At 40.3% G+C, this 12661-nt stretch carries 14 protein-coding genes; all 14 read left to right on the forward strand.

What is annotated here, in order from left to right; translation table 11 throughout:
• Positions 1–6 precede the first annotated feature (6 nt).
• The 14 genes from rpmA (at position 7) to IGI64_RS03920 (ending at position 12656) form a co-directional block, all read left to right on the forward strand.
• Positions 7–300 carry a 50S ribosomal protein L27 gene (gene rpmA / locus IGI64_RS03855; RefSeq protein WP_016624171.1) on the forward strand — a complete coding sequence of 98 codons (294 nt, stop codon included), beginning with the start codon at positions 7–9 and terminating at the stop codon, positions 298–300.
• A gap of 201 nt (positions 301–501) precedes the next feature.
• A complete protein-coding gene (locus tag IGI64_RS03860) occupies positions 502–1473 on the forward strand; it encodes an alpha/beta hydrolase (protein ID WP_429939538.1) in 972 nt (323 codons plus the stop codon).
• Positions 1474–1681: 208 nt separating this feature from the next.
• On the forward strand, positions 1682–4492 hold the full coding sequence (locus tag IGI64_RS03865) for a sigma-54-dependent transcriptional regulator (RefSeq protein ID WP_429939539.1): 2811 nt from the start codon (positions 1682–1684) through the stop codon (positions 4490–4492).
• Positions 4493–4694: 202 nt separating this feature from the next.
• Positions 4695–5186, forward strand: a complete 492-nt coding sequence (locus IGI64_RS03870) for a mannose/fructose/sorbose PTS transporter subunit IIB (protein WP_429939540.1) — start codon at positions 4695–4697, stop codon at positions 5184–5186.
• Between the two features lie 76 nt (positions 5187–5262).
• Entirely contained in the window at positions 5263–6255 is a 993-nt protein-coding gene (locus IGI64_RS03875) for a mannose/fructose/sorbose PTS transporter subunit IIA (protein ID WP_016624167.1), read from the forward strand.
• 26 nt (positions 6256–6281) lie between these two features.
• Positions 6282–7085: a PTS mannose/fructose/sorbose transporter subunit IIC gene (locus IGI64_RS03880; protein ID WP_016624166.1), complete on the forward strand. Its 804-nt coding sequence runs from the start codon at positions 6282–6284 to the stop codon at positions 7083–7085.
• Positions 7086–7105: 20 nt separating this feature from the next.
• Positions 7106–8020, forward strand: coding sequence for a PTS system mannose/fructose/sorbose family transporter subunit IID (locus tag IGI64_RS03885; protein ID WP_034862045.1), 915 nt, complete (start codon positions 7106–7108; stop codon positions 8018–8020).
• A 152-nt stretch (positions 8021–8172) separates the two neighbouring features.
• Entirely contained in the window at positions 8173–8550 is a 378-nt protein-coding gene (locus IGI64_RS03890) for a DUF956 family protein (RefSeq protein WP_429939541.1), read from the forward strand.
• 126 nt (positions 8551–8676) lie between these two features.
• The gene (locus tag IGI64_RS03895; RefSeq protein WP_429939542.1) at positions 8677–8919 is read left to right on the forward strand and encodes a GlsB/YeaQ/YmgE family stress response membrane protein; all 243 of its coding nucleotides are present in this window, start codon (positions 8677–8679) and stop codon (positions 8917–8919) included.
• Positions 8920–9062: 143 nt separating this feature from the next.
• Entirely contained in the window at positions 9063–10127 is a 1065-nt protein-coding gene (locus IGI64_RS03900; RefSeq protein WP_429939543.1) for a M24 family metallopeptidase, read from the forward strand.
• A gap of 153 nt (positions 10128–10280) precedes the next feature.
• Complete coding sequence (locus IGI64_RS03905) at positions 10281–10829, forward strand: elongation factor P (RefSeq protein ID WP_429939544.1); 549 nt, start codon at positions 10281–10283, stop codon at positions 10827–10829.
• A 19-nt stretch (positions 10830–10848) separates the two neighbouring features.
• A complete protein-coding gene (locus IGI64_RS03910) occupies positions 10849–11274 on the forward strand; it encodes an Asp23/Gls24 family envelope stress response protein (RefSeq protein ID WP_016624160.1) in 426 nt (141 codons plus the stop codon).
• Positions 11267–11716 carry a transcription antitermination factor NusB gene (nusB, locus tag IGI64_RS03915; RefSeq protein WP_016624159.1) on the forward strand — a complete coding sequence of 150 codons (450 nt, stop codon included), beginning with the start codon at positions 11267–11269 and terminating at the stop codon, positions 11714–11716. The genes IGI64_RS03910 and nusB overlap by 8 nt, the downstream gene beginning before the upstream one ends.
• 94 nt (positions 11717–11810) lie before the next feature.
• The gene (locus tag IGI64_RS03920; protein WP_429939545.1) at positions 11811–12656 is read left to right on the forward strand and encodes a bifunctional methylenetetrahydrofolate dehydrogenase/methenyltetrahydrofolate cyclohydrolase; all 846 of its coding nucleotides are present in this window, start codon (positions 11811–11813) and stop codon (positions 12654–12656) included.
• Positions 12657–12661: the final 5 nt, after the last annotated feature.

Consider the following 12661-nt stretch of genomic DNA (forward strand, 5'->3'; position numbering starts at 1 on the left):
CAGACTATGTTACTAAATATGAATCTACAATTATTTGCCCACAAAAAGGGAGGCGGTTCTACATCTAACGGCCGTGACTCTGAATCAAAACGTTTAGGTGCTAAACGTGCTGATGGACAAACAGTTACAGGTGGATCAATTCTTTACCGTCAACGCGGAACAAAAATTTATCCAGGTGTAAACGTGGGTATCGGTGGTGACGACACTTTATTCGCTAAAGTGGACGGCGTGGTACGTTTCGAACGTAAAGGCCGCGACAAAAAGCAAGTGTCTGTTTACCCAGTCGCTCAAGAAGCTTAATCAAACGAAGCAGGAATCTTTTATTGCAAAAGGTTTCTGCTTTTTTATTTACTAAAAAAGCATGAAGTAAAAAATCAATTCATTTTTTCTTACACAAAAAATCCTTTTTTGATATAGCGATTTTAAAAAAACAGGTATAATCATTCTTATATAATAGAAGAAAAAAAAGTATCGAAAATTTGTAATAAAGGGTGAACTGCTATGTTTATGGATAAATTTTCTTTTGATAAGGATGCCGGCGTTGATTTGAGCGTTTATTTGCATGAAGAAAAGCCGGAATTTTCTCGTGTGACAAAACGGCCATTTGTTTTGGTGATTCCTGGAGGCGGTTACAGTTTTTGCAGTGAGCGCGAAGGAGAACCAATCGCTTTGCACTTTGCGGCGCATGGTTATCATGCGGGAGTTTTGCGCTATCACGTCGGCGAGCATCGTGATTTTCAGAAGGCGCTGGATGATGGAAAACAGGCATTGGCTAAGATTCGGGAATTAGCGGCAGAATGGGCGATCGATACCGATAAAATTGCGGTGATCGGTTTTTCTGCTGGAGGGCATCTGGCAGCGGCGATGTCTAATTTATTAGAAGAAAAACCAAGTTTGTGCGTTTTGGGTTATCCTGCTATTTTAAAATCTTTCAGCGATGTGATGCAGATAGATGCACCTTCTTTGGAAACCTGCGTCAGCCCTGAAACACCACCGACTTTCTTGTTTTCGACATTTGAAGATAACGTTGTTCCGATAGAGAACTCTTTACTTTACCTGCGGGCGCTTGAAGAAAATGATGTACCTTTTGAAACGATGATTTTTCAAAAAGGAAAACATGGTCTTTCTTTAGCAACGAAATATTATGGGGCAAAAGAAGAAATGATCGATCCTAGATTTGCCCGCTGGTTCAAAACCTGTGTGGAATGGATGGAAATCAATTGGGCAGAAATAAAACAAACAGATAAAAACTTGCCGCTTCAAGATAAACCGATCAAAGAACTTTGGCGCAATCTGAAGTGCAAAGAATTGATTTTAACTTATTTTCCGCATTGGGAAGATAGGAGCCGTTATAAATTGATCAAGAATTTGAGTTTTACAGAATTGATGCAACTCTTTCCAGCGAGATTCCAAGAAAAAGAACTACATCAATTGTACGGAAAACTAACAACGATCATTGGTGAAACAGCATAACACTTTGAGCAAGTAAGAAAATTCGTTTGATACGTACCAAATAGCTGAGAGAGGAGAACTACTCCTGTTTCAGCTATTTTTATATAGAAGAAATAAATTCACGAAGAATTACAGTAAATAGTTGACGAAATCGATTTAAATCCATAATATTATGTTTTGTAACCAGATAGTTGGTAAAACTATTAGTGTGGAGAAAGGAGCGAGAAATTTGACAAAACGAATTGATCGAATCTATGCGTATGTCAAGGAAAGAACCGCTCATTTAACGGAGAAAACAGCAAATGAAGGCGTCACGACCAAGGAAATCGCAGATGCTCTAGGAATCCAGCGTACCAATGGGAGTAAAGATCTCAATCAGCTGGTAAGAGAAGGCAAATTGGCTAAGACAGACAGCAGACCCGTTCGCTACATATATAACACGCAAATGTCGTCACATACGAAACCGTTAACAAAATATGTGCCCAGTTATAAAGAAGAACCGCGAAAAGAGAACGTGGAAGACATCATAAGGCTGGATACCAAAGATATCTTTTCGAAAATCATCGGAACCAATGGCAGTATGAAAAATTCCGTAGAACAAGCAAAAGCAGCAATTCTTTATCCGCCCAAAGGTTTGAATTGTTTAATTACGGGACCAACAGGATCAGGGAAAACGTATTTTGCCCATGCTATGTTCCATTTTGCGAAAGCCAACCAAGTGATTACGGATGAGAATGAACTGATCGTTTTCAACTGTGCGGATTATGCGAATAATCCAGAGTTATTGATGAGTCATCTTTTTGGACATACAAAAGGGGCGTTTACAGGAGCAACAGAAGAGAAAAAAGGAATTATCGATGAAGCAGATGGCGGAATGCTTTTCTTGGATGAGATCCATCGGCTGCCGCCAGAAGGACAAGAGATGGTCTTTTATTTTATGGATCATGGAACGTATAGTCGTTTGGGTGAAACCGCGAAAAACCATCATGCAAATGTACGGATCGTCGGTGCAACAACAGAAGATCCAGGTTCTTCGCTTTTAGAGACTTTTGTTCGAAGAATCCCGATCAATATCCAATTACCTTCTTTCGAAAAACGCCCAGCAAATGAAAAAGTCGATTTAGTCAAAATCATGTTCGCGCATGAAGCAAACCGTATCCAGCGAAAAATCACCGTAACAGAAGATGTTGTAAAAGCATTGATCGGAAGTGTGACGTACGGAAATATCGGACAGTTGAAATCAAACATCCAGCTGATTTGTGCGAGAGGGTTTTTAAATCACATCAACTCTTCTGAACTGTCGATCACAGTGGATGAGCTGACTGAAGGAATCAAAAGCGGATTGATCCACTTGGCGAGAAATCGCGGAGAAATGTCTGAGTTATCAAAGATTTTAGATCCTAAAATAATCGTTATGCCAAATGACATGATCATGAAAATCCAATCTGATGCCTATGAACTGCCGTATAATCTTTATGATATCATCGGGGATAAAGCAGCGTTATTGAAGTCTGATGGTCTTGACCAAGAAGCGATCAATCATTTTATTTCTACAGATATCAATGTCCATTTGCAGTCTTTTTATAAAGATCATGGATTTTCTTTTAATGCAGATAATAAACTTGCTGAATTTGTCGATCCGAAAATCATTGATTTGACGAACCAAATCTATACGATGGCAAAAGAGGCTCTTCCGTATGAATTTCAGCAAAATTTCATTTATGCGATGAGTTTGCATATCAGCTCCTTTTTGAAAAAAATCAATTTGGGCGAAGAACGCCATACAAACGATAATATTCGTGAAATGACTTTTGATTTTCCAGAAGAGTATCGCTTGGCAAAAGAGATCCGAAAGACCATTGAAAGTTATTTTAATGTCGTGATTCCTGAAAGTGAAGATTACTATCTTACTGTATTGCTTGTCTCACTAAGAGCAAATCAAGCAAGCGGCAGAATTGGAGTGGTTGTAGCTGCCCACGGAAATAGTACTGCCAGCAGCATGGTCCAAGTGGTGAAGCAGCTGCTGGAAGCAGATAATGTACGCGCAGTAGATATGCCATTAGATATGGACCCGAAAACAGCATTGGTCAGAATGGAACGAGCAGTAAAAGAGGTAGATGAAGGCAGCGGTGTGATTTTGCTGGTAGATATGGGTTCTCTGGCTTCTTTCAATAATCAGCTCCAGACTGAGACTGGCATCCCGATTCGAACGATCGATATGGTGACCACTTCACTTGTGTTGGAAACCGTTCGAAAAGTTTCTGTCTTAGGAACAGATTTGGATGTATTATATGATTCACTGAAAAACTTCCGCGGGTATGGCGAAGTTCCATCCAACCTCCATACAGAAGAGGAGTCCAAAAAAAGAGCGATTTTAGCTATTTGTGCTTCTGGCGAAGGGACAGCGCAGCGTATCAAAGAAATCATTGAACGTGCAGTCAGCAAAAAATATCCAGCGTTTGAAGTCATCACATTATCGATCGTAGAATTACAAAGCCGATTGCCGCAATTGCAAGAAGAGTATCAAATCATTGCAGCAACAGGAATCACTGATCCTAAAATTTCGGCGCCGTTCATTCCATTGGAGCGGTTCATTGACCAAGATGTCGAAGTGATTTTGGATCAGCTGCTGCTTGGTGCTGATTTAGAAGAAGCGGAAGAGATTTCGCTGGATGATGAAGAAGCCAAGAAAATTTGTCAGAAATATATAGAAGAAAACTTTACCTTTATTAATGGAAAGAAACTGATTGGTCCATTGTGGCGATTTTCGGAAAAAACAGCTGAAGCATTTGATCTTACTGAACTAGCATTTAAAATCAATCTAGTGACGCATACTGCCGGAATGGTCGAACGGATCATTCTAAAAGAAACACTTACTGCGGAAGAAGAAACACGAACAGAAACAGAAGAGGCGTATTATGAGCGTCTGAATGAACTATTGGATGAATTTGACGCCGAATTAAAAATCCAAACACCAGAAAATGAAGTGTATTATTTGAGCAAAATGATTCTTGATCAGCAGGCGAAAAAAATACACTAATAGAAAAAATACAAAAACCGATACACTGTTTTAGTGTATCGGTTTTTGTGTATCGAAGAAAAAGCTGTTGTACCGTATAGTGTATTGTTAAAAAGTTGGCACGCTTCTTGCTTATATATAAGTGTACTTAGGAGGTGGTCAAACTCGCGGAAATGATAGGGTTTTCTGCGATGGCAGTTTATTGAGAAGGGATTTGAGCATAATGGATATCCGATTGGCAAGAATCGATGATCGTTTAATCCATGGACAAGTGGCAACAGCTTGGTCAAAGTTAACAGGAGTCGAGCGGATCATCGTCATTAGTGATGAAGTCGCCAAAGACGATCTGCGTAAGTTTCTATTAAAAGAAGCTTCGCCGCCCGGGATCAAGTCGAATGTGATCACAGTTCAAAAAATGGTTCAAATCTGCCAGAACGAGTTGCTGCAAAATGTGAAAGTGATGCTTTTATTCACGAATCCGCAAGATGTGGAGACAATCGTTCGCTGCGGTGTCAAATTACAGACGGTAAATATCGGCGGTATGAGTTTTTCTGAAGGGAAGACAATGATCACAAATTTTGTTTCAGTAGATAAGAAAGATATTCAGTCTTTTCATTATCTGCATCAGCAAAACGTAGAGTTGGAAATCAGAAAAGTACCTGCGGACAGAAAAATCTTTTTGATGGAACTGCTAACAAGAGCAAAAAAGGTATAACGATTGCTGAAAATTTTCCCGCAGTCAATCAAGCATTTATTCTTAGTATTTAATAAAGCAAATAGGAGGTATAGATATGGTAGGGATCATCCTTGCAAGTCATGGACAGTTCGCTGAAGGAATCTTACAATCTGGTTCAATGATTTTCGGCGAACAAGAAAACGTCAAAGCAGTCATTTTGAAACCTAGTGAAGGTCCAGACGATTTAAGAGCAAAAATGGAAGAAGCAATTGCTTCTTTTGAAAACCAAGATGAAGTTTTATTCTTAGTTGATTTATGGGGCGGTACACCGTTTAACCAAGCAAATACTTTGTTTGAAAACCATAAAGACAAATGGGCGATCGTCAGCGGATTAAATCTTCCAATGCTGATCGAAGCTTACGCATCACGCTTCTCAATGAATTCTGCACAAGAAATTGCTGCACATATCATCGAAACAGCAAAAGAAGGCGTACGCATCAAACCTGAAGAATTAGAACCTGAAGAAGCACCAAAAGCAGCAGTTGCAGATGCACAACCAAAAGGCGCTTTGCCTGAAGGAACTGTAGTCGGCGATGGCAAAATCAAATTTGTATTGGCACGTGTGGACTCACGTCTGCTTCATGGACAAGTTGCAACAGCTTGGACAAAAGCAACACAGCCAAACCGTATCATCGTTGTTTCTGATGCTGTATCAAAAGATGATCTTCGTAAAAAATTGATCGAACAAGCTGCTCCTCCTGGGGTAAAAGCAAATGTTATCCCAATCAGCAAAATGATCGAAATAGCGAAAGACCCTCGTTTCGGAAACACAAAAGCTTTGCTTCTTTTCGAAAACCCAGAAGATGTGTTAAGAGCAGTCGAAGGTGGCGTAGACATCAAAGAATTGAATGTCGGCTCAATGGCTCACTCTGTTGGTAAAGTCGTAGTAAGTAAAGTATTGTCAATGGGACAAGAAGACGTTGAAGCTTATGAAAAATTAGAAGCTAAAGGCGTGAAATTCGATGTACGTAAAGTACCGAATGACTCTCGCGACAATATGAATGATATTCTTAAAAAAGCAAAAAGCGAATTAGCACAAGCTAAATAAAATAACTTAAATATAGGAGGCTTATCATGTCTGCAATTTCAATGATTTTAGTCGTACTTGTTGCCTTTCTAGCAGGGATGGAAGGAATCTTAGATGAATTTCAATTCCATCAACCGTTAGTAGCATGTACATTGATCGGTTTAGTAACAGGTAACTTAGAAGCTGGTATCGTTCTAGGCGGTACTCTTCAAATGATCGCTCTAGGTTGGGCAAATATCGGAGCTGCCGTAGCACCAGATGCTGCTTTAGCATCAGTTGCATCAGCAATTATTTTAGTTTTAGGTGACCAAGGTGTCAAAGGTGTTCCTTCTGCGATCGCGATTGCAGTTCCTCTTGCAGTAGCTGGATTGTTCTTAACAATGATCGTTCGTACAATCGCTGTTCCTATCGTTCACTTGATGGACGCTGCAGCTGAACAAGGAAATATCCGTACTGTTGAAATGTGGCACATCATTGCCGTATGTCTACAAGGTGTACGTATTGCTGTCCCAGCAGCTGCTTTACTATTCATCCCAGCTCATACAGTTCAATCATTCTTGGAATCAATGCCAGCATGGTTGACAGACGGTATGGCTATCGGTGGTGGTATGGTCGTTGCCGTTGGTTACGCATTGGTAATCAACATGATGGCTACTAAAGAAGTATGGCCATTCTTCGTTATCGGTTTTGTTGTCGCAGCGATCTCTCAATTAACATTGATCGCACTTGGAGCTTTAGGTGTTGCATTAGCGCTTATTTACTTGAACCTTTCTAAAATGGGTGGTTCTTCAAATGGCGGCGGAGGAAGCAGTTCTGGCGACCCTCTAGGCGATATCTTGAACGATTACTAATCTTGAAGGAGGAAAAGAAAATGGCAGAAGAAAAAATTCAATTATCTAAAAGAGATCGTTTAGCTGTAGCATGGCGCTCTACCTTCATTCAAGGTTCTTGGAACTACGAACGTATGCAAAACGGCGGCTGGGCTTTCTCAATGATTCCAGCAATCAAAAAATTATACAAAACAAAAGAAGAACGTTCAGCTGCGTTGAAACGTCACTTGGAGTTCTTTAATACTCACCCATATATCGCATCACCAATCCTAGGTGTTACTTTAGCGCTTGAAGAAGAACGCGCAAACGGTGCAGCTGTCGATGATGTAGCGATCCAAGGGGTTAAAGTTGGTATGATGGGACCTCTAGCCGGTGTTGGTGACCCAGTATTCTGGTTTACAGTTCGTCCTATGTTAGGTGCGCTTGGTGCATCATTGGCAATGGGTGGAAACATCTTAGGCCCAATCATCTTCTTCCTAGGTTGGAACATTATCCGTTGGGCATTCATGTGGTACACACAAGAATTTGGTTACAGAGCCGGTTCTAAAATCACAGAAGACCTTTCTGGCGGATTATTGCAAGACGTAACAAAAGGAGCATCTATTTTAGGGATGTTCGTACTGGCCGCACTGGTTCAGCGATGGGTATCCATCAAGTTCCTGCCGGTCGTATCTGAAGTAAAACTTGACAATGGCGCATATGTTGACTGGTCAAGCCTTCCTTCAGGCAGTGACGGAATCAGATCTGCGTTCGAACAAGTGAACTCTGGTCTAGCACTTTCTTCAACAAAAGTTACAACATTACAAGATAACTTGGATCAATTGATCCCTGGATTAGCTGCTTTATTGCTAACTCTATTATGTATGTGGCTTCTTAAGAAAAAAGTTTCTCCAATCGTTATCATCCTTGGCCTATTCGTAGTAGGTGTGGTTGGTCACGTAATCGGACTTTTATAAGATAAACAAGATTGTATCGAGAGGTTGGGGCAACCGTCATTCGGCTGTTGTTCCAAGCTCTTGATTTTTTTGTAAAAAACGATTTTAAGAAAAATGTTTCTGTCCGAATGTAGTATAATGGATAGGAAATCGAACGAAGAGGAGTGAAAGAGATGGTCGAATCACTGAATACAAAAGTAGATTTGGTAATAGATGCCACTGCTTTTACAGGATTGACAGATTATGGCAAGATCATGATCGGCAATCAAGGATTTGAATTCTACAACTCTCGCGACGCTCGCAAGTACATCCAGATTCCATGGGAAGAAGTTGATTATGTGATTGCTTCTGTGATGTTCAAAGGGAAATGGATTCCGCGTTATGCGATCCAAACGAAGAAAAATGGGACATTCACGTTTTCTTCAAAAGAACCGAAAAAAGTACTTCGCGCGATCCGCGTATACGTAGAACCTTCACGTATGACCCAATCATTGAGTTTTTTCGATGTGGTAAAACGAGGGATCTTATCGATTGGCAAAAAGAAAAAGTAACAGGTTATGAAGGGATTTTCTCCTTCTGGAAATAGACCAAACCATGAAGAAATCACGCGCTGATTCTTTATTGTTTGGTCTATTTTTTCTTTTACGATAAGATTTTATTGTAAAGGGGGTTATATTATGGGTTGGTTATGGACATTGATTGTAGGAGCAATTATTGGCGCTATTGCCGGAGCTATCACAAATAGAGGAAACTCAATGGGCTGCATCACAAATATTATTGCAGGGTTGATCGGATCAAGTATTGGACAAGCGTTGTTTGGTACATGGGGGCCGTCAGCAGCTGGTATGGCTATTATTCCATCTATTTTAGGAGCAGTGATCTTAGTTGCTGTCGTTTCATTCTTTTTCGGCCGAAAATAAAGAGCAAATCAATTGTACAAAAGATCGAGCATGCCAAAACAGAAAATGTTTTGGTGTTCGGTCTTTTTTTCGTCTTTATACATACGAGAAAAGAAGATAGTTTGTTATAATGGAAAAAAGAAGAGAAAAGAGGAATTGCTTTTATGATGGTACGTGTAGAAAAACTTCGCAAAAAAATGAGAGAAAACGATTTGGATTCATTTTTGGTCACTAGTCCCTATAATCTTCGCTACTTGACGAATTTTACAGGAACGACAGGTTTAGCAATCATTACGCTGGATAATGCTTATTTTGTTACAGATTTCCGCTATACAGAGCAAGCAGCCAAACAAGCACAAGGTTTCGAGATCATCCAAAACAGCGGTCCGATTTTTGAGACAGTGGCAGATTTAGTCAAAAAAGCACAGTTGCAAGAACTTGCATTTGAAGAAACACAAGTCTCTTTTTATGACTATACGATTTTAGAAGAAATCATCATGGCAGAATTGATTCCAGTTACTGGGATGATTGAAGAATTACGAGAAGTAAAAGATGAAGCAGAAATCGCGCTTGTTGAAAAAGCGTGCCACATCGCTGACGCTGCCTATGATCATATTTTGAAAATGGTTCGTCCAGGTATGACAGAGATCGAAGTAGCAAATCAACTGGATTTCTATATGCGTTCCCTTGGCGCTTCAGGTGTTTCGTTTGAAACGATCGTTGCCAGCGGTATCCGTTCTGCAATGCCTCATGGAGTAGCCAGCAGTAAAGTCATTGAACAAGGTGATTTGATCACGCTTGATTTTGGCTGTTATTATGAAGGATATGTTTCTGATATGACACGGACATTTGCAATCGGTGATCCAGGAGAGAAATTGAAAGAAATCTATCAAATCGTTCTAGACGCACAATTGGCAGTGATCGATGCAGCGAAACCAGGAATGATGGGCAGCCAATTAGATGCGGTAGCAAGAGATTACATTTCAAGCAAAGGATACGGCGAAGCGTTCGGTCATTCTACAGGACACGGGATTGGTTTAGAAATCCATGAAGGCCCTAATGTTTCTTCACGCGCCGAAAAACAATTTGTAGAAGGCAATATCATCACAGACGAACCAGGTATCTATTTGCCAGGGATCGGCGGAGTCCGGATCGAAGACGACTTGCTGATTACGGCAGAAGGTAATCGAATCTTGACGCAATCACCAAAAGAATTGATCATCTTATAATTCTCATAAGAAAAAATTTAGATTTGTTGAAGAAATCCACCAGCTTTTGATATAGAAAATCATGTGATTTAATGATAAACTAGAAACGGACTATCACTTAGTTGAAAGAATCAGAAGCTGGCATATTTTCAGCAAGACAAAAGGAGGCTGCGGATGATACCTGCAGAAGAATTGAAAAAAGGTGCAATGATCGAATTTGCTGGAGAAATCTGGCGTGTAACAGCTTTTTCCTATATCGAACCTTCTAAAGGCTCAGCATACGCAGAAACTCAGCTGAAAAATATCCGCACGGGCGAGAGCAAAGATGCCCATTTTCAAAAAGGTGAAAACATCACTGAAGCACAGATGGAAAAAGAGCTTGTACAGTATCTTTACAAAAATGACGACAACTATGTATTTATGCAATTGGATACGTATGAGCAGATCGAGATCCCCGCTGCACTGATCCAGGAAGAGATTCTTTATTTTCCTGAAAGCTCGGAGATCGTCCTTCTTAAAAACAATGAAGGATTCTTAGGATTGGAATTACCTTTGGAAGTTCCGCTGGCCGTGCTTTCGGTCGATGCTGACCCATCTGTTTCAGACGGCAGCAAATCAGCGGTACTGGAAACGGGATTAACAGTCAATGTTCCTTTTTTTATCAATCAAGGGGACAAAATAATGATCGATACATCTGATGGTTCATATGTATCTCGTGTTTAGGCAAAAGGAGGAAGTATAAATGGCAGATGAAAAAAGTCTGATTTTGAATGCAAACCAAGACTTGGGAGAAATCGTGATCGCACCAGAAGTGATCGAAGTGATCATCGGTATTGCCGCTTCAAAAGTTGAAGGTGTTTATGGCATGCGCGGTACTTTTGCCAGCAATGTTACAGAACTTTTAGGCAGAGCAGCACATGGCAAAGGGGTTTACTTGCGCAATGAAGATGAAGGATTGAAAGTCGATATCTACTGCTACTTGGAGTATGGTGTTTCTGTACCAAAAGTTGCGATGGAAATGCAAGACCGCGTGAATCAGCAAGTCTTGTTTATGACAGATGTCAATTTAGCTGAAGTAAATATCCATGTCGTTGCTGTTGTTCCTGAAAAATTGGAGCAGCCTGCGTTAGAAGAATTATTTGAGGACGAAGAGGAAGAAAATGAGTAAAGAATTGTCACGTCATGAAATACGGGAAATGGCTTTGCAAGCATTATTCCCATTAGATTTCAATACAGAGTTAACAAAAGAAGATGCGATTATCAACGCGATCGAATTAGACCATCGCGACATGCTCAATGAAGAGGGTTCAGAATTTGTCCCTGTTTATTTGGATACATTAGTTGGCGGAGTTTGTGCGAAAAAAGCGGAACTGGATCAAATCGTTGAAAAGCACTTGAAAAATAATTGGAGTATCCAGCGTATTTCTAAAATGGATTTGGTTATTTTACGTATCGCGATTTTTGAGATGCTTTATGTTACTGATGTTCCTGGAACAGTTGCTTTGAACGAAGCAATTGAATTAGCCAAAACATTTAGTGATGACCGCTCTCGGAAATTTGTCAACGGTGTGTTATCCAATGTGTTGAAAGAAACCGAAGCTGGGGCGTAAGTCCTAGCTTTTTTCTATAAGAAAAAGAATGAAGCAAAGAGTGGCAGTTTTAAAATCAAGCAATTTTTATTATAAAGTCTAGGAGTGGTGGCAAATGGGAACGCTGATCAATGGAAAAGAACTAGCCGAAAAAATGCAGTCAGAAATTGCAAAAGAAATCCAAGAATTAAAAAAAGAAAAGATCCATCCTGGGCTAGTTGTCCTTTTAGTAGGGAATAACCCTGCAAGTGAGATCTATGTTCGAAACAAAGAAAGAACCGCTGAAAAAATCGGTCTGCATTCAAAAGTAGAACGTTACCCAGAGTCCATCACCGAAGAAGAACTGTTGGCAGAAATCGAAAAATACAATCAAGATGATCAATTTCATGGTATCTTGGTCCAACTTCCGCTGCCCAAACAAATCGATGAAGAAAAAGTGTTATTAGCGATTCGTCCAGAAAAAGATGTCGACGGTTTTCATCCAATGAATCTTGGAAAACTGCTTGCTGGAAAACCAGACAAGATCCCTTGTACACCTTATGGCATCATGAAAATGTTTGAAGCATACGATATTGACCTAGAAGGAAAACGCGCTGTTGTGATCGGCCGAAGCAATATCGTCGGCAAACCAATGGCCTTATTACTGATGATGGCAAATGCAACCGTCACTATCGCGCACTCTAAAACGAAGAATCTAGCTGAATTGACAAAAGAAGCAGACATCGTCGTCGCAGCAATCGGCAGCAGAGAATTTGTAACAAAAGAATTTATCAAACCAGGTGCTGTAGTGATCGATGTAGGAATGAATCGAAACGGCGAAGGAAAATTAGCAGGCGATGTCAAATTTGACGAAGTAGAACCAATAGCAAGCTACATTACTCCTGTACCAAAAGGGGTAGGACCAATGACGATCACTATGCTGATGTATCAAACAGTCGAATCGGCGAAAGCATTGAAGTAGGTGGA

This window comes from Enterococcus sp. DIV0210g, assembly GCF_050559705.1.
GTDB lineage: Bacteria > Bacillota > Bacilli > Lactobacillales > Enterococcaceae > Enterococcus_B > Enterococcus_B faecalis_A.

What these genes read in the sequence shown, in the direction of transcription:
- rpmA (WP_016624171.1), top strand. Translation starts at nt 7, where the DNA reads ATGTTACTAAATATGAATCTACAATTATTTGCCCACAAAAAGGGAGGC.
- IGI64_RS03860 (WP_429939538.1), top strand. Translation starts at nt 502, where the DNA reads ATGTTTATGGATAAATTTTCTTTTGATAAGGATGCCGGCGTTGATTTG.
- IGI64_RS03870 (WP_429939540.1), top strand. Translation starts at nt 4,695, where the DNA reads ATGGATATCCGATTGGCAAGAATCGATGATCGTTTAATCCATGGACAA.
- IGI64_RS03875 (WP_016624167.1), top strand. Translation starts at nt 5,263, where the DNA reads ATGGTAGGGATCATCCTTGCAAGTCATGGACAGTTCGCTGAAGGAATC.
- IGI64_RS03880 (WP_016624166.1), top strand. Translation starts at nt 6,282, where the DNA reads ATGTCTGCAATTTCAATGATTTTAGTCGTACTTGTTGCCTTTCTAGCA.
- IGI64_RS03885 (WP_034862045.1), top strand. Translation starts at nt 7,106, where the DNA reads ATGGCAGAAGAAAAAATTCAATTATCTAAAAGAGATCGTTTAGCTGTA.
- IGI64_RS03890 (WP_429939541.1), top strand. Translation starts at nt 8,173, where the DNA reads ATGGTCGAATCACTGAATACAAAAGTAGATTTGGTAATAGATGCCACT.
- IGI64_RS03895 (WP_429939542.1), top strand. Translation starts at nt 8,677, where the DNA reads ATGGGTTGGTTATGGACATTGATTGTAGGAGCAATTATTGGCGCTATT.
- IGI64_RS03900 (WP_429939543.1), top strand. Translation starts at nt 9,063, where the DNA reads ATGATGGTACGTGTAGAAAAACTTCGCAAAAAAATGAGAGAAAACGAT.
- IGI64_RS03905 (WP_429939544.1), top strand. Translation starts at nt 10,281, where the DNA reads ATGATACCTGCAGAAGAATTGAAAAAAGGTGCAATGATCGAATTTGCT.
- IGI64_RS03910 (WP_016624160.1), top strand. Translation starts at nt 10,849, where the DNA reads ATGGCAGATGAAAAAAGTCTGATTTTGAATGCAAACCAAGACTTGGGA.
- nusB (WP_016624159.1), top strand. Translation starts at nt 11,267, where the DNA reads ATGAGTAAAGAATTGTCACGTCATGAAATACGGGAAATGGCTTTGCAA.
- IGI64_RS03920 (WP_429939545.1), top strand. Translation starts at nt 11,811, where the DNA reads ATGGGAACGCTGATCAATGGAAAAGAACTAGCCGAAAAAATGCAGTCA.